At 40.8% G+C, this 22,384-nt stretch carries 20 protein-coding genes; 9 read left to right on the top strand and 11 right to left on the bottom strand.

Annotation, left to right across the window (positions count from 1 at the left end):
* Window positions 1-107 precede the first annotated feature (107 nt).
* Both H5201_RS23285 and H5201_RS20140 read right to left on the bottom strand, forming a co-directional pair.
* Window positions 108-254 (bottom strand): hypothetical protein, encoded by a 147-nt coding sequence (locus H5201_RS23285; RefSeq protein ID WP_259399729.1) that lies wholly within the window; start codon window positions 252-254, stop codon window positions 108-110.
* Between the two features lie 99 nt (window positions 255-353).
* Entirely contained in the window at window positions 354-1,397 is a 1,044-nt protein-coding gene (locus H5201_RS20140) for a TonB-dependent receptor plug domain-containing protein (protein ID WP_259399730.1), read from the bottom strand.
* Window positions 1,398-1,979: 582 nt separating this feature from the next.
* Here H5201_RS20140 and H5201_RS20145 point away from each other — a divergent pair.
* Window positions 1,980-2,867, top strand: coding sequence for a pectinesterase family protein (locus tag H5201_RS20145; protein WP_182785268.1), 888 nt, complete (start codon window positions 1,980-1,982; stop codon window positions 2,865-2,867).
* A 64-nt stretch (window positions 2,868-2,931) separates the two neighbouring features.
* Window positions 2,932-5,016 carry a pectinesterase family protein gene (locus H5201_RS20150; RefSeq protein WP_182785264.1) on the top strand — a complete coding sequence of 695 codons (2,085 nt, stop codon included), beginning with the start codon at window positions 2,932-2,934 and terminating at the stop codon, window positions 5,014-5,016.
* 243 nt (window positions 5,017-5,259) lie between these two features.
* Here H5201_RS20150 and serA read toward each other — a convergent pair whose 3' ends face one another.
* From serA to H5201_RS20175, 5 genes are all read right to left on the bottom strand, one after another.
* On the bottom strand, window positions 5,260-6,489 hold the full coding sequence (gene serA / locus H5201_RS20155) for a phosphoglycerate dehydrogenase (protein ID WP_145241268.1): 1,230 nt from the start codon (window positions 6,487-6,489) through the stop codon (window positions 5,260-5,262).
* Window positions 6,490-6,502: 13 nt separating this feature from the next.
* Entirely contained in the window at window positions 6,503-7,156 is a 654-nt protein-coding gene (gene rpiA / locus H5201_RS20160; RefSeq protein ID WP_145241270.1) for a ribose-5-phosphate isomerase RpiA, read from the bottom strand.
* 53 nt (window positions 7,157-7,209) lie between these two features.
* A complete protein-coding gene (locus H5201_RS20165; RefSeq protein ID WP_182719125.1) occupies window positions 7,210-7,806 on the bottom strand; it encodes a 5-formyltetrahydrofolate cyclo-ligase in 597 nt (198 codons plus the stop codon).
* Window positions 7,807-7,826: 20 nt separating this feature from the next.
* Window positions 7,827-8,381 (bottom strand): hypothetical protein, encoded by a 555-nt coding sequence (locus tag H5201_RS20170; RefSeq protein ID WP_182740357.1) that lies wholly within the window; start codon window positions 8,379-8,381, stop codon window positions 7,827-7,829.
* Between the two features lie 107 nt (window positions 8,382-8,488).
* A complete protein-coding gene (locus H5201_RS20175; RefSeq protein ID WP_149982056.1) occupies window positions 8,489-10,006 on the bottom strand; it encodes a S10 family peptidase in 1,518 nt (505 codons plus the stop codon).
* Between the two features lie 265 nt (window positions 10,007-10,271).
* Between H5201_RS20175 and H5201_RS20180 the strand changes: the two genes are divergently transcribed.
* The 6 genes from H5201_RS20180 to H5201_RS20205 all read left to right on the top strand — a co-directional run bounded on the left by H5201_RS20180 (window position 10,272) and on the right by H5201_RS20205 (window position 16,786).
* Window positions 10,272-11,504, top strand: coding sequence for a diguanylate cyclase (locus tag H5201_RS20180; protein ID WP_182785265.1), 1,233 nt, complete (start codon window positions 10,272-10,274; stop codon window positions 11,502-11,504).
* 176 nt (window positions 11,505-11,680) lie between these two features.
* Window positions 11,681-12,019, top strand: a complete 339-nt coding sequence (locus tag H5201_RS20185) for a P-II family nitrogen regulator (RefSeq protein ID WP_149982054.1) — start codon at window positions 11,681-11,683, stop codon at window positions 12,017-12,019.
* A gap of 9 nt (window positions 12,020-12,028) precedes the next feature.
* Window positions 12,029-13,258: an ammonium transporter gene (locus H5201_RS20190; protein WP_182785266.1), complete on the top strand. Its 1,230-nt coding sequence runs from the start codon at window positions 12,029-12,031 to the stop codon at window positions 13,256-13,258.
* Window positions 13,259-13,435: 177 nt separating this feature from the next.
* Window positions 13,436-13,597 carry a YqaE/Pmp3 family membrane protein gene (locus tag H5201_RS20195; RefSeq protein ID WP_145241282.1) on the top strand — a complete coding sequence of 54 codons (162 nt, stop codon included), beginning with the start codon at window positions 13,436-13,438 and terminating at the stop codon, window positions 13,595-13,597.
* Window positions 13,598-14,008: 411 nt separating this feature from the next.
* Entirely contained in the window at window positions 14,009-16,357 is a 2,349-nt protein-coding gene (gene mrcB / locus H5201_RS20200; RefSeq protein ID WP_182719121.1) for a penicillin-binding protein 1B, read from the top strand.
* A gap of 168 nt (window positions 16,358-16,525) precedes the next feature.
* A complete protein-coding gene (locus H5201_RS20205) occupies window positions 16,526-16,786 on the top strand; it encodes a hypothetical protein (RefSeq protein ID WP_182719120.1) in 261 nt (86 codons plus the stop codon).
* Between the two features lie 400 nt (window positions 16,787-17,186).
* Here the strand turns inward: H5201_RS20205 and hemL are convergent, their stop codons facing one another.
* From hemL to H5201_RS20225, 4 genes are all read right to left on the bottom strand, one after another.
* On the bottom strand, window positions 17,187-18,467 hold the full coding sequence (hemL, locus tag H5201_RS20210) for a glutamate-1-semialdehyde 2,1-aminomutase (protein WP_149982051.1): 1,281 nt from the start codon (window positions 18,465-18,467) through the stop codon (window positions 17,187-17,189).
* Between the two features lie 29 nt (window positions 18,468-18,496).
* A complete protein-coding gene (locus tag H5201_RS20215) occupies window positions 18,497-19,513 on the bottom strand; it encodes an aspartate carbamoyltransferase (protein WP_145241288.1) in 1,017 nt (338 codons plus the stop codon).
* Between the two features lie 137 nt (window positions 19,514-19,650).
* On the bottom strand, window positions 19,651-20,085 hold the full coding sequence (locus H5201_RS20220; RefSeq protein WP_145241290.1) for a CopD family protein: 435 nt from the start codon (window positions 20,083-20,085) through the stop codon (window positions 19,651-19,653).
* Between the two features lie 19 nt (window positions 20,086-20,104).
* Window positions 20,105-21,787 (bottom strand): chloride channel protein, encoded by a 1,683-nt coding sequence (locus H5201_RS20225; RefSeq protein WP_145241292.1) that lies wholly within the window; start codon window positions 21,785-21,787, stop codon window positions 20,105-20,107.
* A gap of 163 nt (window positions 21,788-21,950) precedes the next feature.
* Here H5201_RS20225 and H5201_RS20230 point away from each other — a divergent pair.
* Window positions 21,951-22,384: hypothetical protein (locus H5201_RS20230; protein WP_182785267.1), on the top strand; the 434-nt coding region annotated here is incomplete at its 3' end.

A 22,384-nucleotide genomic window follows, 5' to 3' on the forward strand; every position in this document is an offset into this window, starting at 1 on the left:
CGTTGGTCAGGAAAGTCACGAGATTGGTCAATGATAAACGAAGTAAATTTGAATCCTGAGAAAAAAGAAGAAATGCGGGCGGCATAAAATTTAACTTGAGGCGACAACTAACTTGAAAAACTCCGGTAGTAATAACGAATTTCCTCTCTGTCAGCGTCGTTTTTAGCCATACCAGCCATAAGGTCAAGCGACCAGCGATCATTAAGTTGAATATCGCCAGATAATACATACTGGTCAAATATCGAATCGGACACCTGGTATCGGCTTTCGTACCATGAGGTGACATTTTCAAAACTGCCAGCAACAAGGACTTTACCCGACTCATCGACCGTAAACGAAACGGGGCTTTGACCTTAGAAATCACCCGGAGCACCACGATTAACTAGCCACTCCATAGAGTTGTAGTTTCTGCGATCATTTTCTAACTCAGAATGCAATATATCCAATGTGAATAACATGTCGTCATTAGGCTTATATTGCAAAGAACCGGTAACCCCAATACGTTTTTGCTCATTCCCGAAAAAATCAGCCCGCGGTAACCGAGGTACCCATAAACAGGATATAGCTTCTTCAGCACCACAGTAATTACTAGGCGTTCCGTTGATGGTCGTCAGCCCAGAAGTGTCACCCCATGTGCCATTACCAATTCGATTTGTTGGCTCCCAGCGCATGCTGCCAAAGCCTTCTTGACGTACACTTCTATCTGATACTGCAACCGAAAAAAGTGTACCAAAGGTATTATCAGCAAATGTATTACTGGCTAAGAAAGCAAACCTAGGGTCAACTTCACTGGTTAAATCATTATAGCCACCTTTAAGTGACAGGGTCGAATTGAAGCCGGGGTTATAAAAAGGGCGTGCAGAGTACATATCGACTGTACCAGCAATACCACCTTCTTCAATCGAGGCTGTTTGCGTTTTTTGAATATCTATACGGTTGAAAAGCTCTGATGCAAATACATGGAAGTCAAAGGCTCGACTATTGTTAACAGTTACGCCGCCAGAATCGAGACCATCACTTCCTGCGGGTACTTCCATACCGTTAAGCGTAGTTCGGGTAAAACCCGGGCTAAAACCTCGTAGAACAATATTGCGACCTTCACCACCTTCGCGCGATATTGCCACTCCAGGAACTCGCTGAATGGCTTCTGCCACATTCAAGTCTGGAAACTTACCAATATCTTCAGCCATAATTGACTCACGAGTATTAGCTGCATCTCGTTTGGCTTCTAAGGCTTTAATTAAAGAACCACGAAAGCCTTTTACTTCAATGACCTCAACATCCTCAGATGCTGCTGGTTGAGATTCTTGAGCGTTACTAAAGAATGAACTTACGGTAAGGGCGGCAAGCACGTTAGTAGCAATTAAGCTTTTTATAAATGTGTGTGTGAGTTTCATTATTGCTCCCTTGGAACAAAGAAAGATTAAATTGCGCACTATTTGATAAAGTAGCGCGTTAAATAAAAAGTAGAGATGCTGTTAATTTGTTTACATAAGTTACCACTAATAAAATTTATTTTAATTAGGTTGCCACCGGTGGTAGTTTGGGTTAAGTGGTTTGTTAATATAATGTATCTTTAGATCTGCGAGCTTTACTTTTGTAAAAAATAACACGCTGATTTTTTTAGGGAATGATATTTAAATAAATTTGCCACCGGTAGCATAATTTGTTAGAAATAAGTATTGAAGAAGATTTTTTGGATAAATACCAGTCCAATTAGTTGGAATTGCGCTACATGCTAACTTCGCTCACAGAAAATCAGCTATGTTGCAAACTGTGACTGCTATGTAGAAGTTATGGCTACAGGTGTTCAGTCATTGTCCCCATAAGATGAGAGCGATTGTGATATCAATAATAAAAGGGTGGTTACGACAGTGATTACACTAAACAAAAGAACAAGTCCTTTAGTGCTTTTAATTACATTGCTGCTTGTATTATTTGGGACGCGAGCGGTAGTGGCTCAAGAGTACGCCACAAACATGGTAGTCTCCAAAGATGGTACGGGCGATTTTACTTCCATTCAGGCAGCAATCAATGCAAGTAAAACTTACCCTTGGCATCACATAAGTATTTTCGTTAAAAATGGCGTTTATGCAGAAAAGGTAGAAGTTTACTCATGGAATACACGAATAAAACTAATAGGTGAAAGTAAAGAAAATACAATTATTACCTATGGCGACCATTTTAATAAGATAAATTTAGGTCGAAATAGTACCTTTCACACATATACATTAATGGTGCGAGGGAATGACTTTAGCGCCCAAAATTTGACTATTATTAATAGTGCAGGCTCGGTTGGGCAGGCTGTTGCTTTGCATATCGAGGCTGATCGAGTAAGCATAAATAACGTAGCTATCAAAGGCCATCAAGATTCCTTGTACCTAGCTGGCGAAGGGTTTCGCTCGTATTTCAAAGATTGTTATATCGAAGGCACCACAGACTTTATTTTTGGTGAAGGCACAGCAATGTTCGAAGACTGTGAAGTTAAGTCACTCAGTAACTCTTATATTACAGCGGCTTCTACCCCTAAAAATCAGGCATTTGGATTTGTGTTTAATCGTGTAAAGCTAACTGCCAGTGCTGCTGTTGATAAAGTTTATCTTGGCCGTCCTTGGAGACACCACGCTAAAACTGTGTTCATTAACTCTGATTTAGGTCAGCATATTGCTCCTGAAGGTTGGCAAAATTGGGGGGATGTTAGTAAAAAAGAAACCGTTTTTTATGCTGAGTTTAATAACTCAGGGCAGGGGGCCAATAGTAGTAAGCGAGTGGCTTGGGCGCATCAACTGAGTCAAGTCGAAGCGCAAGACTACACCATTAAAAACGTGATGCGTGGCTGGCAGCCAAATATAGTTAGTAAACAATGATCTTACTTACTCGCCACAGGCCTACTTTAAACATGCTATTTTTACTATGTAAGGAAAACTTCACATGCAGTTACATGGTCGGTTAAAAACAGTAAACGGTACTTTTCTGGGCTTATTATTTTTCTTTGGACTTACGTGTCAAAGCTTATCTGCGAATGAACTCGTATCACCACGAGTTGATGCAATTGTTGATAAAAACAATGAACACGCTTTTGCCACCATTGCACAAGCTATTGAGCAAGCACCTAATAATTTATCTCAGCCCTATATCATTAAAATAGCCCCAGGTGACTATTATGAAAAACTCGTTATTAACAAACCTTTTATTACGTTATCAGGTGTAGGGGCTGATACTACTCGATTATATTTTGATGATTATTCAGGCAAAGTAACAGAAAATGGTGGTAATCTAGGAACATCAAATTCAGCCACGTTAACTATTAAATCGCCTAATTTTAGTGTTGAAAACTTGCATATTGAAAATAGCTTTGATTTTCCATATTACGATGCAATGAGTAAAGATGATCCGAAACGCGTATCAGGTTTACAAGCCGTGGCCGTATTGACCGACTATGGTAGTGATAAAGCATTGTTTAATCATGTAAAAATCAGTGGATATCAAGATACTCTTTACACGAAAGCAGGGAGATCTTTATTTCTCAATAATACTATAAGTGGTCATGTTGACTTTATTTTTGGGGGCGGAGCCGCCGTTTTTTATAAGTCGAACATAGTGACCCGCAATAGACCTAACAAACAGTTACCCATAGGTTTTATTACTGCACCAAGTACTAATATTGAGCAAGCATTTGGTCTGGTTTTTATTGATTGTGCACTTAGCGCAGAGGAAGGAGTGCAAGACAATAGTATGGGGTTAGGAAGACCTTGGCATCCAACTACTACTTTCCCTGATGGAAGGTATGCAGATCCTAATGCAATAGGACAAACAGTATTTATAGATACTTGGATGGGAGCGCATATTCAACAACAAGCGTGGCACCCAATGGGGGGGACGGCCAGAACCGGCGGTAAAAAGGTGTTTCGAGCAGAAGATGCTCGCTTTTTTGAGTACAATTCTTCCGGTCCGGGGGCGTTTGTAACAACGAATAGAAGACAGCTAAATGACAGTAAAGCAGCATCTTTTACTTGGGAAAATATCTTGGGTGAATGGTATCAATCTCCACGTATTCAACAAGCAATACAGCTGGTATTTACGCGTGAGGTGGTCAATTCACTCAGTGGTGAAATGGCTGAGTACACCATTGAAAGTGAGTATCGAAAAAACAAGAAACAGTTTCCTTTTATTAGTCCGATCAACAAACCGGAAAATATCGAGCAAACAGCACAGTCCATCAGCGAACATTACAACTTAGCTTACAAAACGGTGGATGGCTCAACGCTGCACCTTGACTTATTTTATCCTAATAAAGCAGAGCAGGCGAAACCGTTGGTCGTAATGATCCATGGCGGCGGATGGAGGACTGGTAACAAGTCTCATCAAACGCCAACGGCACGCTGGTTAGCTGGCCAAGGTTTTGTGGCGGTAAGTGTCGAATATAGAACCTCTAAAACGGCGCTCTATCCAGCTGCAATGGCAGATATCAACGATGCGATTAAGTGGCTAAAACAACATCATAAATTATATATGATAGATACCAAAAAAATCGCGGTGTTAGGGGCGTCTTCTGGTGCTCATATGGCCACGTTATTCGGGGCCATGAGTACCAATCACGATACAAAATCGCCTTACGAAGCAGTGCAAGCAATCGTGAACATTGACGGCGTGGCTGATTTAACCTCAACAGCGGCGAGGATGTTTGAAGATAAACCTGGAAAGATTTCTTATGCAGCGCTTTGGTTAGGTGGGCGTTATGCACAAGAGCCAAAACGTTGGCATGCGGTTTCGCCGGTAGAATATTTAAGTAAAAATACTCCAGCAACATTATTTATTAACTCTTCCCATGACCGTTTTCATGTTGGCAGAGATGCTTTTGTAGCGCAGCTAATTAAAAACAACGTCCATCAACAAGTGTATACCATACCCGATACACCGCACACCTTTTGGCTATTTCACCCTTGGGTAGACGAAATGCGCAGCGTACTTGCGTCGTTTCTCAATAAGGTTTTGGTAGAGGAAAACCCTAGCTAACGCCTCTATTGAGGCATTTAGTAATAGAGAAGTTTTTGACAGAGTTGTTGAAATATATACTTAAGAGTGAGCCGTTAAAGCAAATACAGTAAGATGTAACTTAAGTGAAGCTTGTTTAATACAGACAATAAAACTGGCAATATTTCATCGGCTAAGGTTGAAAAAACGTAGTATTCTTCATCCAAATAAAAGCCGTGCTTGATTTAACAAGCACGGCTTTTATTTTTTGACCGTTGACTGATATTAGTGAAGAATACGTGCTCTGATCGTGCCTTCTACTGCACTTAGTTCTTTTAGTGCTATTTCAGAGTGGTCGGTATCTACGTCTATTACTACGTAACCAATCGCTTCGTCTGTTTGCAAGTATTGCGCGGCGATGTTGATGCCGTGCTGGGCAAACGCTTGGTTAATTTGGGTTAACACACCTGGGCGGTTGTGGTGTACGTGTAATAAACGGCTACGGTTAGCAAGCTCTGGCAGTGATACTTCAGGGAAATTAACAGCAGTAATAGTTGAGCCGTTATCTGAGTATTTTGCTAGTTTACCCGCTACTTCAATACCAATGTTTTCTTGCGCTTCTTGAGTTGAACCACCAATGTGTGGTGTTAAAATTACGTTGTCGAATTCGCGTAGTGGCGATACAAATTCTTCATCGTTTGATTTTGGCTCAACTGGGAATACGTCGATGGCAGCGCCGCTGATTTTTTTATCACGAAGTGCTTCTGCTAGGGCGTCAATATCAACTACAGTGCCGCGTGAGGCGTTGATCAAAATTGAACCTTGCTTCATCACTGAAATTTCCGCGCTACCAATCAGGTTTTTAGTCTGCGGTGTTTCAGGTACGTGTAAGCTAATAACATCAGCGCGTTGCAGTAGCTGCGTTAGGTTATGTACTTGTGTGGCATTACCTAGGGTTAGCTTGTCTTCAATATCGTAAAACTCAACGTTCATACCGATATTTTCAGCCATGATACCTAGCTGCGTACCAATGTGGCCATAACCAATAATACCTAGAGTTTTACCACGGGCTTCAAATGAGCCATTGGCGGTTTTTAACCAGCCGCCACGGTGAGCAATGGCATTACGCTCTGGAATACCACGGAACAATAGTAAAATTTCACCAAGTACTAACTCAGCAACAGAGCGGGTATTAGAAAACGGTGCGTTGAATACTGCAATACCGCGCTTGCGTGCGGCACTTAAATCAACTTGGTTAGTGCCGATACAAAAACAACCAACGGCAACCAGTTTTTCTGCCGCTTCAAGTACAGCTTCAGAAATATGAGTACGAGAACGAAGGCCTACAAAATGCACATCTTTAATGCGCTCAATTAGTTCGTCCTCAGGCAATGAGGTTTTTACATAATCGATATTGCTGTAGCCGTTACGTTTTAGCGTTTCTACAGCGCTTTGATGTACACCTTCAAGCAAAAGAATTTTAATTTTGTCTTTTGCTAACGATACCTTACTCATATCCTCATCCTATTTATCTAATTTGCGGCCCATTTTTGGTACCGATAATCACTTTATCTGCGCCACGGTGGGCAAATAAGCCGTTGGTTACTACGCCAACAATTTGGTTAATTGTCAGCTCTAAATCTTTTGCTTGGCTGATCGACAAGTTATGTACGTCTAAAATAACGTTACCATTATCTGTTACCACGCCATGGCGATAAACTGGATCGCCGCCTAGTTTAAGCAATTCACGAGCAACATAACTGCGTGCCATTGGAATAACTTCTACCGGCAGTGGAAATTCACCCAAGGTGTCCACTATTTTTGTTTCATCAACAATACATACAAATTGTTTTGCTACAGCTGCGACTATTTTTTCGCGGGTTAGTGCTGCGCCACCGCCTTTGATCATTTCGTTCAGCGCATTTATTTCATCTGCGCCATCAACGTACACGTCAAGGGCATCAACATCATTGAGTTCAAATACTTCAAGACCGAGTGCTTTTAGTTTTTCGGTTGAAGCGTCAGAACTTGATACCACACCGCGTATGGTGTCTTTTACTGAGCCTAATGCATCAATAAAATGGTTTACAGTTGAGCCTGTGCCAACACCCACAATGGTGTCTTTTTTTACAAATTCGAGTGCAGCCCAAGCAGCTGCTTTTTTTAATTCATCTTGTGTCATGATTATGTGCTCAATAGGTGAGAGGGATTGCCATTAGTATATAAATAAATTGCTTACCAATGGTAGATTTTCTGTGGTGTGATTATGTAATTTAATGGTACATCCCACGATTCAACCGGTAAACTTGGAACATGTTGGCATTGATGTGCAAGGCCAATCAGTTGTGGTTTATGCCAGTTTTCTTTTTCGTAGCGCGCCAAAGTTTTATCATAAAAGCCACCCCCCATCCCTAACCGGTTACCGTTATCATCAAATGCAACTAATGGCATTAGCAGATAATCAAGCTCAGCAAGTGGGCATATCTGACTACAATTTAACTTAGGCTCCAAGATACCATAGCGATTTGCCCTCATGGGTGAATTTTCTTCATAGCGCTGAAAGTATAAAGTAGTGCCGTTAAATGGGTGAATAACGGGTAGGTAAAGGGTGTGGTTTTTAGTCCAAAGGTCTTTTATTAACAATGAGGTATCTAGCTCTGCGTCATTGCTAAAATAAATGCCAATATGGGCGTTTTTAATAGTTTTTTGCTGTTTTAAGTGTTGAGTAAAATTCACTTTAAGCGATTCTGCGGCAATTTCTTGCTCAAATTTTGACAGTGAATTACGTGCTTTACGGATTTTTTGGCGGATCAGTGCTCTTTTTTCGCTCATATTTATTTTTGCTTTATCTGTTAATTATCCATAAAACTGAATAAATCAGGGAATGCAAACGACAATCCCAGTACTACAAGCAAGACAACAACCATAGCTATAAGTGAATACAGCAGCATGTTACTGCGTTTTTTGATCGGCGTTGTCAGCTCTTCATCTAGCAATAGGTCGTCAGTTTGCCACTCGTCGCCTTCATCAGGATCTGGTTGTTGGGTGGTGGCTGGTAAGCGTTGCTCTAGATCGTCGAGCTTTTCTTCGATGCGAATTAAACTACTGGTGATGTAATCAAGGGCGTTAAAAATACGCTCATCTCGCTGGCTGGTTGCATCGCTGCTACTTACCGCTGGTGCATTGTTTATTGGTTGCAGTTTACTTTTGATGCCTACGCTGGCAAGTAGCTTTGCTTGCTTGAGCGCTTTTTCTTTTTCACAAGGGGCAAATAGGGGGTTGTTTTCAAAAAATGCAGCTACTTTACTTTCAGGGGCTTTGAGCTTTACAGCCAGTTGTTTAATCGCATTCGATCGCTCAATATCTTGAGCTAGACCTGCATACATAACACGGAAGTTTTCAGTCATCTGTGTTTTCCAAAAACGTAAAATCAATAGTTTGAGTATATCCGAATTATCGATAAACAAAAGCCCGTAAAAACGGGCTTTTTTAATCCTGTGGTTTTAAGCGCTGTTTAATACTTCGCAGCTTCACCTTCTTTTGGTAGTGACTGTAAAATAAAATCACGTAAATCGTTATTTGATGTTTCTAAATCTGCATGGCGTAAATACATCATGTGGCCACTGCGGTAGCCTTTAAAGCTTAGGCGATCACGCATTTTACTACTTGGATCTAGTTGCCATAAAGTGTATTTAGCATCAAAGTAGTTAGTGGCACCATCATAGTAGCCTGATTGGATCATCACATTGAGGTATGGGTTTTGCGCCATTGCTAAACGCAGATTTTCACCGGTATTATTATTGCTGCGATCCCACGGGTGTACATTACCAAACAGGTTATATTTTACGTCAGTTTTATAGTTAAGCTCTTCACGCAAGTAGTGATTAATGGCTGGTGTAAATGAATGCAACCATGATGTTAGCTCAGCCCAGTAGTCTGGAGATTCGCCAGCGTCACGCTTGTCCATGCCTAAATAGCGCGAATCTAAACGGCCTAACGTTTGACCGCGCTCACGTAGTAGTTCTTTCCAAAAGAAGTTGGTAGGAATATCAAGGTTGTTTTGCGCAACAAACTTTTCAGATACACCGGCATACAGTGCCATTTGTTTAATGATAGCGCGTTTTTCTTGATCATTAATAAAGCCACCTTTAGCAAGTGCAGGAATTAGCTTGTTAACGGTAAAGTCTTCAACTTCTGGCAGTAATTCATCTAAATCTTTAGCTTGCAATGCTGGGCTTAAAGCTTTGTGATACCAAGCCGTTGCAGCAAAGTAAGGTAGACGGTTAGCCGCTTTTATTGGACCGTCGCGTTTAATACCAATGTCTGTTGGTGAAACCAGCACAACACCATTGATATACATCCATTGACTGTTTTGTAATTCATGGGCAAGCCCTGATACGCGGGTTGTGCCGTAGCTCTCACCAATTAAAAATTTAGGTGAGCGCCAGCGCTCAGTGCGATTTACAAAGGTGTTTAACCATTCTGCTAGGTATTTAATGTCGGCATTGACACCAAAAAACATGCTTTTTTGCGCTTCTTTACTTGGTAATTCACCCTTATCGTTTTCAAGAATACGCGAGTAGCCAGTGTTTACTGGGTTAACGTAAACAATATCAGCAACATCAAGCACTGAGTATGGGTTGTCTTTCACACCATACGGTTGAATAGGGTAGCCTTCGTCATCAATTTTTAATACCCGTGGTCCAGTATAGGCTAAGTGCATCCATACAGATGCAGAGCCAGGTCCGCCATTAAACGAAATTAACAATGGGCGTTTAGTGCGATCGTCAACTTTATCGCGTTCATAATAAGTGTATTGCAATGTTGCAACGGCATCGCCTTTGTCATCCCATACCGGTTGTGTGCCTGTGGTTGCGGTATATGAAAAACGCTCGCCATTGATGCGCGCTTTATGTTCGGTGACAACTTTACTATCGACATCGATACGACGTTGATTTTCTGCATAACTGGCTGTGCTTACACTCAAAGTAAGTATGGCCACAGAGACACTAATGATACTGATAAGCTTCATGGTGGATCCTTTAAACAATAGTTAACCTATTAAAGATAATTTTTTTGTAAATAACAAAGGGAATGAGACTAGACGACGATATTAATCGGTGAGCATTAGACATAAATATTATCAGTAACGTAAATACTCTATTTTATGCGTATATATTCAGCAATATATTTTGCTCAAGCTGATAATAAAGTATATTACTGCTTATTATGACTTTTAGTTTTTACTCGTAAAAAGTTTACCCTCGCAATGTCCACCTGAAGTGTAGAGAAGATATATGCAAAGAGTTTTAGTTGTTGAAGATAGTAAAGTGGTCCAGCAGGTTTTGCGGCACTTATCAGCTCATTATCTTGATGTTGCTGTCGATTTTGCTTGGTCACTTGCCGAGACCAAAGAGTTCATTGCAAAACATCAGTATACGCTTGCTTTGGTCGATTTAACCCTGCCTGATGCGATGAATGGCGAAGTTGTTAAATATACTTTAGACCAAATGATCCCTACCGTAGTACTAACATCTACCATTGATGAATATAAACGCCAGCAAATATTAGAGCTAGGGGTAGTCGATTATGTAATAAAAGATAATCGTGATTCTTACCATTATGCGGTTAAATTAGTCGCTCAGCTATTACGTAACCAAGGTTGCAAAGCCTTAATTGCTGATGATTCTCGTTTAAGCCGTTCATTAATGAAACAAATGCTCGAAAAACAGCTATTTGATGTACAAGATGCGCATGATGGTGAGCAAGCTTTAAAAATACTGAAAAATGATCCAGAGATTAAATTATTACTAACTGATTATGCGATGCCGATAATGGATGGTTTTGAGCTTGTTAAAGCGGTGCGAAATTTTCGTGGTCGTGATGATTTAGCGATTATTGGCTTATCAGGTGCGGGTAAGCATGGTTTATCAGCACGGTTTATTAAATTCGGCGCGAATGATTTTTTAACCAAACCCTTTATGAATGAAGAGTTTCATTGTCGTGTATTACAGACTATGGAGCAGCTGTCATTGATCGCAGATATTAAAGAAAGTGCCTTTCGCGATGATTTAACCAGCCTTTATAATCGCCGTTATTTTTATCAATTTGCTGAAAAACGGCTAAAAGAAACTTCGCGTAACAATAGTTTAGCATTACTTGATATTGATTTTTTCAAAGCAATCAATGATAAATTTGGCCATGAAGCTGGAGATCAGGCATTAAAGCAAGTGGCGTCTTTATTGCGTAGTTCGTTTAAAGATTTTACCGTTGCCCGTGTCGGTGGGGAAGAGTTTGCCATTGTATTAACTGATGTAGATTTAGATCAAGCTTACCCGTTACTTGAAGCGTTTAGAGTGCGGTTGTCTGAGTATGATTTTGTGATCAATGGTGATGCATTTGCAATTACGGTGAGTATTGGTTTAACAAAATTTCAAAATGTTACGTTAACAAGTGCCATGCGCTTAGCTGATAAAGCTTTGTATCAAGCTAAAGAACAAAGTAGAGACTGTGTCGTCAGACAAAACTAGATTGCTGCACCAGTACAGTTAAGATGTTAAAAAAATGCACCTGTATGGTGCATTTTTTATGCGGTTAATTTGTTTTTTTTATGTAGTTTGTTGTTTTTAAAACGTTAAAAATAGTGGCACAAAGGTTGGATTGTCTTAGCAAACAGGATAACAATAAGCGTCCGAAGGGGGCCACTATGAAAATGATTAGTGCAATAATAAAGCCATTTAAATTAGATGATGTGCGAGAAGCGCTAGCTGATTTAGGCATTGAGGGGATGACAGTTGTTGACGTCAAAGGTTTTGGTCGTCAACGCGGTCATACAGAGTTGTACCGTGGAGCTGAATATCAGGTTGATTTTATTCCTAAAATTAAACTGGAAATTGCTACTCGTACCGAAAATTGTCAACGGGTCGTTGAGACCATTACCAAAATTGCAGCAACAGGCAAAATTGGCGACGGCAAAATTTTCGTTTACGACTTAGATCAAATTGTCCGTATCCGTACGGGTGAATTAGATGAAGAAGCAATTTAAGGGGGCTTTATGGAAAACACGATCGTAGAACTCAAGTTTTCGTTAGATACATTTTATTTTTTAATGTCGGGTATTTTAGTAATGTGGATGGCAGCAGGTTTTGCCATGCTCGAAGCGGGCTTAGTGCGTTCAAAAAATACTACTGAAATTTTAACTAAGAACGTGGCGCTCTATGCCATCGCATGTACCATGTTCTTACTAGTTGGCTACAACATTATGTATGTAGACAACGCTGAAGGTGGCCTAATTCCATCTCTAGGTGGGCTTATTGGCACCCAAGCCGCTGATGCTAATCATTCTTTAGAATCTGACTTTTTCTTTCAAGTCGTATTTGTTGCAACCGCTATGTCGATTGTATCGGGTGCGGTTGCTGAACGCATGAAGTTGTGGGCTTTTCTAGCCTTTGCGGTAGTGTTAACTGGTTTTATCTACCCAGTTGAAGGTTACTGGACATGGGGCGGCGGTTTCTTATCTGAAATGGGTTTTGTTGATTTTGCAGGCTCTGCCATTGTTCACGGCACAGGCGCTGCTGCAGCACTTGCCGGTGTATTAATGCTCGGCGCTCGCAAAGGAAAATATGGTAAAAATGGTGAAATTTATCCAATTCCAGGCTCTAACTTACCATTGGCTACATTAGGTACATTTATTTTATGGATGGGTTGGTTTGGCTTTAATGGTGGTTCACAACTACTTATCTCTGATGCTGAAAACGCGACTGCAGTTGGTAAAATATTATTAAATACTAACGCTGCTGCGGCAACCGGTGCCATTGCTTCACTGTTTGTTTGTAAAGTGTTATGGGGTAAAGCAGATTTAACTATGGTACTTAATGGTGCGCTTGCTGGCTTGGTTGTTATCACCGCAGATCCATTATCACCGTCACCTTTACTTGCTTGTTTACTGGGTATTTTAGGTGGTTCATTAGTGGTGTTCAGTATTGTTGCACTAGACAAAGTTAAAATTGATGACCCTGTAGGTGCTATCTCAGTGCACGGTGTGTGCGGTATCTTGGGTATTATCTTAGTGCCAGTATCAAATACTGATGCAACCATAGTTAACCAGTTAATTGGCTTAGTATGTATCTTAGGTTTTGTATTTATTGCTTCACTTATTGTGTGGACAATACTGAAGAAAACCATGGGGATCCGGGTAACAGAAGAAGAAGAACTAAACGGCATGGATCAACACGATTGTGGTATTGATGCTTACCCTGAGTTTGTTTCGGTACGCAGTAACTAAGTAAAAGTAAAAAGTTTTAAAATCATTGTGTGTTCAAAGCAAAGCCCTAATTTAGATTAGGGCTTTTTTTGTATATACGCAGAGGCTAAATTTTTTTAATTAAAGTTTATTAAAACAGCAAAAATCACAATAAGTAACTATGCTTAAAAATTAGTCCAACTACAAATAAGTTTAAGCATGGATAACAAACTATTACTGATTATTTTGTCTATATTTTTACCACCTGTTGCTGTGTTTTTGAAAGCGGGTGTGGGTAAAGATTTGATTATTAATATTGTCTTGTGCTTTATATTTTTTATACCGGCAATGATCCACTCATTGTGGTTGTGTACACGCTAAAATGAAGCCACCGCAACTGAGGTTAAAAAATTTAATGCCCAAAGTTCGGGGCAAGTAGTTTCAGTCAAGGTTAATTTTGCAGGTGTAATATACCCAAACCACCTCAAGAAGCGAGTTTCAGTTGGAATTAAAAGCGATTTAGGTAAGGCATTGATTGCAAGTAATAGTGGTTCTATTGCTAAAATCAATAACGCAGTATAAATCGCATTTAAACCAACCCCTTGGGCGTTTCACAGGAACTTACTCTCAGCGTTGTTACTTCTTAGAAGGGATTACCATTCTTGCAAAGTAACGCCTTGATATTAAGCCCCTGTGAAACGCTGAATTCTGCATCTTGAGGTGGCTTGGGTATATAGCTATATGCTAAGCTCGCACCTGTAAATTAAACTCTGGAAATAAATAGCAACGTCAATGGCTGATAAAAAAGACTCCCGCTCCACTAAAACTCCATCAAAACGCCCGGCAAAGAAAGCACCAAGCACAGCGTCTAAGTCGGTGAAAAAAACTTCGACTAAAAATACGTCTGCAGCGAATATAAAAAAACGTGGAATTGGTCGCAAAGTCTGGTCTATTTTTTGGAAACTAAGCTTAGCTGGCATTGTTGCGATGGGCTTATATTTAATTTATCTGGACGCCAAAATTACGCGTCAATTTGAAGGCAATAAATGGCAATTACCAGCACAAGTTTATGCACGAGCAATGGGTTTTTACCCAGGACAATTCTTATCTAGCCAAGAAGTGGTGTGGGAGCTTGATAGGCTAAACTATTCATCGGTCAATCAGTTAAGTCGAACTGGTCAGTATGTAAAAGCGGGCGATAGTATTAAAATCTTCCGTCGTGAATTTGAATTTTATGATGGCTTAGAGCAAGCACAGGTTATTGAGTTACGCTTTGCAGGACAAAAACTCGCGAGTATTAAAGATAAGTTTGGCAGGCGTTTAAACAATGCTCGATTAGAGCCAGTACAAATTGCGCGCATAGGCAATGATTCAAAACAAGATCGAGAGTTTGTGCCGTTGGATAAATTTCCGCCGATGCTTACCGATACTTTGCTAGTGGTTGAAGATCAGAACTTTTATCAGCACCACGGTGTATCCGTGTTTTCGATTATGCGGGCTTTATACAGCAATATTAAAGCAGGGCGTACAGTTCAAGGCGGTAGTACGTTAACCCAGCAGCTGGCAAAAAATATTTATTTAACCCGTGATCGTACGCTGGTCCGTAAATTTAACGAAGCGTTGATCGCGTTAATTTTAGATTATCGCTATTCAAAAGATCAAATTTTAGAAGCTTATCTAAACGAAGTATACCTTGGTCAATCGTATAACCAAGGTGTGCATGGCATGGGCTTAGCTTCTGAGTTTTACTTCTCTAAGCCTGTTGATGAGCTTGAATTCGATCAAATTGCACTACTCGTTGCGATGGTGAAAGGCCCTTCATATTATAATCCACGCCGTTATCCTGAACGCACTATGGAACGTCGTGATTTAGTGCTACGTTTGATGGTTGATAATAAATTAATTGATACCCGCGAATACCGTGCTGCATTAAAGCGGCCAATTGATATTGCACCTATGAAAGACAGCTTGCCTAAATCGTATCCTGGTTATTTAGAGCTGGTGGATCGTGAGCTGAAAAAATTACTACCGGACCAAGAAGTACTCGATGCGGGCGTGCGTGTATTCACTTATTTTGATCTCCAAAAACAAGCGGCAATGGAAGAGGCAATTGAAAAAAGCCTACCTTACCTTGAAAAACGCGCCACGACAGAGCAGCTTGAAGCGGCGATGATCTCAGTGAATGTAGAGAAAGGCGGTATATCTGCTTTAGTTGCGGGACGCGATCCGCGCTTTTTAGGTTTTAACCGCGTACTTGACACTAAGCGCAACATAGGCTCGTTAGTTAAACCGGCTGTGTATTTGACAGCTTTGGGTTTACCGCATTATAACTTAGCTACTTTGTTAGATGACTCGCCAGTACAAGTGACTAATGAGCAAGGCAAAGTATGGCAACCAGAGAATTTTGATCATCAATATCGCGGTATGCTGCCACTATATAAAGCGTTTAGTCAAAGTATCAATATTCCTGCGGTCAACTTGGGACTTGATGTCGGGGTTGATAAAGTCGCGAATACACTTAATAAACTCGGCGCTAAAGAGCAAATATCACATTATCCATCATTACTGCTTGGTGCCGTTGAAATGTCGAGCTTTGAAGTCGCACAGCTTTATACCACGTTGGCGGCTGATGGCGAATACCGTCAATTAACATCTATTTCGGCATTAACCGACTCTGTTGGGCGTGTGCTTTATCAGCACCAAGTTAGTTCTGAACCGCGTTTTGATAAAGCCGCTGTTTATATGACTAAATACGCGATGAAGCGAGTCACTAAAGATGGCACTGCTAAACGTTTAAATGCCCATTTCCCATCAATTCAGCTGGCTGGTAAAACGGGCACCAGTAATGATCTACGTGATAGTTGGTATGCAGGGTTTGATCAAAATACAGTAACCGTTGCTTGGCTTGGTCGTGATGATAATAAAAGTACAGGCTTAACGGGCAGTGTTGGTGCATTAGAAACGTATATTCGTTATCTTAAGCCGCTCAACCCTGAGGCAATAGCAGATACTCGTCCGCCTTCAATTCGCTGGGCTTTTATTAATGAATTAACGGGTAAGCAAGCGCCACCGGGCTGCGGTAAAGTAATTCAACTGCCACTTAGAGCCAGTGAATTTGAGCCAAGGCCAAGCTGTAACTAAGCTGCTCTTGATTACGATATTTAGGTTGTTTTAAATACATAACAAAGCAGGTGTTAAAACTAATTTGATTCTACTAGCACTGCAAAATTGAGTATTGACTAGTTTACGCTTTAAAGATATGTTCCTTAAACCTACACCGTGTAGGAATAAAACTTTTAGGGAAAAAAGATGAAAACGAGTATTTTACTTATCTTAGTAGCGTTAATTGCAGCTTGTGGTAGCACACCAAATAAGGCAGATAGCCAAAGTGCGAAAGAGCAAGAAATAGCAAGTACGAACAGTTACAAGTGTGATATGGAAGCTATCGCAGGTTCAAAGCTTAAAAGAAAACGCTGCACTACTGCAGCGCAACGAAAAAGAGAAAAAGAGCGAGCAGATGAACTTTTAAGAACGTCTGCTGCATCAGCAACGGGAATGAAGCAGCAATAACTTTCGCAGCTATTATCTTGCTATGATTTTAAATAGTTCATTGTTTTGGTGAATGTTTCTGACATTTCTTGGAGCTGTTTGACATTAATTAATATTGATTGCGCTGAGTTTTATGCTTGTTCTGCAAAGAGATTTACTTCTTTTAAATCACTTTTCGCTTCAAGTATAGATCCAGACTGTTACTTTAAAAGCTATGCAATACTTGTCTTTGGTTTGTAATATTTCTCATATGTTACTCTGCACTTTTTAAGATAGTATTTATTTCATGGGGTATGCCATTTTTAAACACTTGATCGCATATTATGAACTTAGGTCAAGCTGTCAGTAAAGTAATTACTGGAGCAGGTGTTTATTTTAGACATAAAAAAAGCCCTTGCGGGCTTTTTTTATGTCTAATAATTTAAAGCTTAGCAAAAGCTCTTTTTGCTGCTGCAATTGTATCGGCAATTTCTTGCTCAGAGTGTTCAGAGCAAACAAAACCAGCTTCAAATGCTGATGGCGCTAAATACACGCCTTCTTCAAGCATCAAGTGAAAGAACTTTTTAAAGCGTTCTAAATCGCACTGAGTTGCTTGTTGGTAAGTGGTTACTTTCTCTTGTTCAGTAAAGAAGAAACCATACATACCACCGGCATAGTTAGTTGTTAGGGCGATGCCTGCAGCTTTTGCTGCGGCTTCAAAACCTTCACAGATTGCTTTACTTTTTGCTTCAAGATCAGCATGTAGTCCTTCAACGCACAGTAACTCAAGCGATTTTAGACCCGCAGCCATAGCAATTGGGTTACCTGATAAAGTGCCTGCTTGGTAAACTGGGCCAACAGGAGCGATGTAATCCATGATCTCAGTTTTACCGCCGAACGCGCCTACTGGCATGCCGCCGCCAATCACTTTACCTAAACAGGTTAAGTCTGGAATGATGTTGTAATAGGCTTGTGCACCACCTAGGGCTACGCGAAAGCCGGTCATTACTTCATCAAAAATAAGCACTGATTTATATTCATCACATACTGCACGCAGGCCTTCTAAAAAGCCCGGTACTGGTGGAATACAGTTCATGTTACCAGCAACTGGCTCTACGATAATACAGGCGATTTCGTCAGCGTATTTGGCAAAAATAGCTTTTACTTCATCAAGGTTATTAAACGAAACAGTTAATGTATGCTTGGCAAAATCTTCAGGGATACCTGGCGAGTTTGGTACGCCCATAGTCAATGCGCCAGAGCCAGCTTTCACTAATAATGAATCAGCATGTCCGTGGTAACAGCCTTCAAACTTTAAAATTTTATCGCGGCCAGTAAAGCCGCGAGCAAGGCGAATTGCACTCATGGTCGCTTCTGTGCCAGAACTTACCATACGAACTTTTTCGATTGATGGTACTAGCTCTTTTACTTTTTCAGCCATTAGAATTTCAGCTTCTGTTGGCGCACCGTAACTTAGGCCATTTTCTACCGCATCAAGCACTGCTTGTTTGATAGCTGGGTGATTATGACCCATGATCATCGGGCCCCATGAGCCAACATAATCAATATAACGGTTGCCGTCAGCATCAAATGTAAATGGGCCTTGGGCTTTGGTAATAAATAGCGGTGTGCCGCCAACGCCATTAAATGCACGTACTGGAGAGTTAACGCCACCGGGAATTGATTGTTGTGCGCGGGCAAATAAATCTTGGCTAATTGTCATAAAAAATCCTATTAGTTGTCACGTTAAAATTAACTATCGCGTTTACGGCTAAACCAAGGCACAGCAACTTCGTATTGCTCTACTTTATCGGCAACATCGAGTGTCAATGCAAACAGCGCCATGCGAATTAACACGCCATTTTGTACTTGGCGGAAAATAGCTAAATTGTCATTAAGGTTTAAATCGTTATCAAGCTCATTTGCTTCTATACGACTATCGCGTGGTAATGGGTGCATTAACACGGAGTTTGGTTTGCAGTGGGTGTTATAAATTGATTGGCTAATTCTAAAACCACCACGGTATTTATTGGCTTCTTCTTGCGATGGGAAGCGTTCTTCTTGGATACGGGTTTGATAGACGATATCGGCGGCTAAGTTACCTTCCATTTTATCGACGATTTCAATTTTATGGCCCGCATTATCGACGGCATCAAGAATATAGCTAGGCATTTGTAAGCCATCAGGTGCCACCATCGAAAATTTTATATCTTTATAATGACATAATAATTTTGATAATGAATGCACGGTACGGCCGTATTTTAAATCACCAACAAGGGCGATATGCATACCATCTATTTTTTGATCGAAGCGATGTAGTTCACGCTCAATTGTCAATAAATCAAGTAATGCTTGAGTTGGATGCTCGTTAGGGCCATCGCCACCATTGATCACTGGCACTGAGCAGCCAGTAGCAAATTCAGCCACTGAGCCTGCATCAGGATGGCGCATAGCGACCGCATCGGCGTAAGCTGAAATAACGCGCGCGGTATCGTATAAAGACTCGCCTTTGGCTAATGCAGAGCTTTGCATCCCCGTTGTTTCACGAACCAAACCACCTAATAAATTAAAGGCTGTACCAAAGCTTACGCGGGTACGGGTACTTGGCTCAAAGAATAAGTTTGCTAAGATTGCGCCTTCTAATACATTGGTGCGTTTTTGCTTTTTAGCATACGGCTCCATTTTTTTGGCTACTGCAAAAATACGTTCAATACAGTCGCGATCGAGCTGATTGACAGAAAGAATATTTTCACCTTGGAAACTTAACATGGGGGCTGTTCCTATCACATTGAAAAGGGGGCGCGATCAACCATCATCGATGGGCACGCAATCGCGCGATATTATACCCAAACCACCTCAAGAAGCGAGTTTCTGCATCTTGAAGTGGTTTGGGTATATAGCAAATTTTACAAGCTGGGTTTAGTTATAGCTAAAAATACGATGACTAATAGCACTAATACCGGTAGTTCGTTAAAAATACGATAAAAGCGGTGGCTGCGAGTATTACGGTCGTGTTTAAAGTCCGCTAGTAATTTAAAACAATAGCCATGGTAAATGTATAGCACGATCACTAATACTAGTTTGTAGTGCATCCACATGCTGTATTTAAACCAGTCGCGGCCATATTCAACAATTGTCAGCACGCCAAACACCGCCGTTAGTACTGCAAATGGCGTCACAAAATACAGTAACCGTCGCTCCATCACTTTGAGCATGGAGTTACAGGACTTTTCTTCGCTCATAGCGTGATAAACAAAGAGGCGGGGTAAGTAAAATATGCCAGCAAACCAGGCAATCATAAAAAATACATGTAAGGCTTTGTAGATCAGTAGCGCGCTCATAATGTTCTCTTATTGTTAGTTACAGTAAGCTATTACGTATGGTAAGAATGTGGCGGATCTGATCCCAGCGCATTATTCCCATAATTTGTTGATTATCGAGTAAGTTATAAATATACACAGCTCCGCTGCGCTTATCTTTTAATACATCAAACACATCGGCCAAAGTAGCTTGACTGCTGATCCCTTGCAAGCTGATGTAGTTGATCGAAATATTTTGATCTGACATTAAACTTAAATCATATTCTGCAAGGCGATAACCATTTTCAGGATCATAAACAATTAACGGGGTTTGGCTATCAACAGCATTTAAGGTGCTTTCTATTTGTTCTTTATCATCTGAATAGAGTAGTTTGAAGTTTTCATCCATCTCGTCCATTACCCCGACTTTTTGCAGTGCTTCGGTGGCAGGGGAGACATGATAGGCTAAACCTTGAAAGTCGAGCTGCTGTAAAAATATCGACCGATTGCCAAATACTTGTAATGCGGTGACGTATGCCGCTGAGATAACTAACATGGCCGGCACGATTATTTCAGGACTTGAGGTTAACTCCATTACCGTCGTTAAAGCAGCCAGTGGAGCATGTAAGGTGGCGGCTAATAAGCCTGCCATGCCTAAGACGCTATAAGTACCAGAGATATCAACGCCGGGACTAATAAATTGTGCAAAAAAGGCCATTAAAGTGCCCATCAGTACGCCTAAACCAATCACTGGGCCAATGATCCCGCCGGGAATCCCCAAGCCAATTGCAAATAATGTCGCCAGTAATTTAGCAATTAAAATAGTGGTTAATAGTTGCACATCATCAGGGCTTTCTACGGCCAAAGTTATTGCACTCATACCAGAACCCATCGCTTGTGGCACCATATAAGCAATGCCGCCAGCAATCAGACCTGCCAGCAATAAACGTGGAAACATACTCAAAGGTTTGAAGGTACGAATGATCAACATTAGATTTTGGTTAAAAGCATAAGCAACCGCGCCCAAAGCCATACCAAACAGGATTAAAAATGGATAGTGCCAGCCACTTAATGCCGTCACTGTGATCAGTGCTAATTCTGATGCGTCACCAAATACAAACTGCGTCGCCAGTGCACCAGTGACTGCAGCGAGCATTATTGGCACAAATATATGTACTTTGTATTCCCTAAGCACCACTTCCATCACAAAAATAACAGCTGCAAGTGGTGTATTAAATGATGCGGCAATACCAGCTGCAACCCCGCAACCGCTGAGTGTCCGCATGGCGTTATGAGGCAAATGTAATTTATCGGCCAGCAAACTTGCACCGGTTGCGCCCATATGTACAGATGGCCCTTCACGGCCAACCGAGAAACCACTGATCAATGCCAGTGCACCACCGACAAATTGATTTACCGTGTTGTATAACGGCATTTGCCCGTAATGGCGTTTAATACGGTGAATAACAAAGGGAATACCTAATCGATAATGTTTAAAACCAGTCAAAGCAGCAAATAGCGCAATTAAGAAGGCAGCAATAATAGGCATTAACACCCGCTCAAGAGGCGGTAAGGTAGTAAAATCGTCAGGATTTTCAAGGAACAAACCTTGGAAAAATAGAATAGTTAAGCGAAATAGAATGATCAAAAACGCCGCAATGAGTCCAGCACTTACGCCGAGTAAGCACAATTGCACCGATGTTTTTGGCTTTGCCAAGCGACGCCTAAGCGTTTCAAGCCACATGCATATTTCCTCGCCACCTATTTCAGCGGGCAGTTTATCAAAATAGTTAATGGAAGTCCTTGAGATTTTTACTGGTATTTCACTTAAAGCAAATTGATATTTAGTAAGGCTTTGGGTAAGTTGCAAACTCATAGAAACGGATATTCAATTTTGGAAGGGTTTTATGCACCTACTATTAAGTATTATAACTACATTTGCATTAATGGCTTGGCCTTTAATGGTGATGATGTCACCGATGATGCTTGCAGCTCCTGGAGCTGTGGATAATAAAGCGGCAGTTTTGAGTGTAATGTTATTTTTGCTTTTCCCAGTAGGCATCTTCATTTTATTTGGGTTGTTTGGTATTAATTATTTAGGCATTAACAGTTTTTTATTAGCTAAAATAAGTGCCGTCGTTGTTTGCATTGTTTTTGTAGTTTTTGGGTATTCAAGTTTGTTTATTAACATGATTAAAGGGGTGCCAAATAGTGGCTATGCTGTTGTTAATAATACAGTGTATTTTAGTGGTACAGTGATTTCAGGTGCAGACCCTGATAGCTTCATTACTTATGATAGCAAAGACTATGAAAATGAACATTCAACGTCACTATATGCCAG

Origin of the sequence: Pseudoalteromonas sp. SG43-6, assembly GCF_014164365.1 — a bacterium.
GTDB classification, from domain to species: Bacteria; Pseudomonadota; Gammaproteobacteria; order Enterobacterales; family Alteromonadaceae; genus Pseudoalteromonas; species Pseudoalteromonas rhizosphaerae.

Bases quoted from the DNA above. Each gene is read 5' to 3' on its own strand.
- H5201_RS20220 (WP_145241290.1), bottom strand. From the start codon at position 20,085: ATGAGCGCGCTACTGATCTACAAAGCCTTACATGTATTTTTTATGATT.
- hemL (WP_149982051.1), bottom strand. From the start codon at position 18,467: ATGACAATTAGCCAAGATTTATTTGCCCGCGCACAACAATCAATTCCC.
- H5201_RS20215 (WP_145241288.1), bottom strand. From the start codon at position 19,513: ATGTTAAGTTTCCAAGGTGAAAATATTCTTTCTGTCAATCAGCTCGAT.
- serA (WP_145241268.1), bottom strand. From the start codon at position 6,489: ATGAGTAAGGTATCGTTAGCAAAAGACAAAATTAAAATTCTTTTGCTT.
- H5201_RS20190 (WP_182785266.1), top strand. From the start codon at position 12,029: ATGGAAAACACGATCGTAGAACTCAAGTTTTCGTTAGATACATTTTAT.
- H5201_RS20145 (WP_182785268.1), top strand. From the start codon at position 1,980: ATGGTAGTCTCCAAAGATGGTACGGGCGATTTTACTTCCATTCAGGCA.
- H5201_RS20195 (WP_145241282.1), top strand. From the start codon at position 13,436: ATGGATAACAAACTATTACTGATTATTTTGTCTATATTTTTACCACCT.
- H5201_RS20205 (WP_182719120.1), top strand. From the start codon at position 16,526: ATGAAAACGAGTATTTTACTTATCTTAGTAGCGTTAATTGCAGCTTGT.
- H5201_RS20150 (WP_182785264.1), top strand. From the start codon at position 2,932: ATGCAGTTACATGGTCGGTTAAAAACAGTAAACGGTACTTTTCTGGGC.
- H5201_RS20175 (WP_149982056.1), bottom strand. From the start codon at position 10,006: ATGAAGCTTATCAGTATCATTAGTGTCTCTGTGGCCATACTTACTTTG.
- mrcB (WP_182719121.1), top strand. From the start codon at position 14,009: ATGGCTGATAAAAAAGACTCCCGCTCCACTAAAACTCCATCAAAACGC.
- H5201_RS20180 (WP_182785265.1), top strand. From the start codon at position 10,272: ATGCAAAGAGTTTTAGTTGTTGAAGATAGTAAAGTGGTCCAGCAGGTT.
- H5201_RS20165 (WP_182719125.1), bottom strand. From the start codon at position 7,806: ATGAGCGAAAAAAGAGCACTGATCCGCCAAAAAATCCGTAAAGCACGT.
- rpiA (WP_145241270.1), bottom strand. From the start codon at position 7,156: ATGACACAAGATGAATTAAAAAAAGCAGCTGCTTGGGCTGCACTCGAA.
- H5201_RS20170 (WP_182740357.1), bottom strand. From the start codon at position 8,381: ATGACTGAAAACTTCCGTGTTATGTATGCAGGTCTAGCTCAAGATATT.
- H5201_RS20185 (WP_149982054.1), top strand. From the start codon at position 11,681: ATGAAAATGATTAGTGCAATAATAAAGCCATTTAAATTAGATGATGTG.
- H5201_RS20225 (WP_145241292.1), bottom strand. From the start codon at position 21,787: ATGTGGCTTGAAACGCTTAGGCGTCGCTTGGCAAAGCCAAAAACATCG.
- H5201_RS20140 (WP_259399730.1), bottom strand. From the start codon at position 1,397: ATGAAACTCACACACACATTTATAAAAAGCTTAATTGCTACTAACGTG.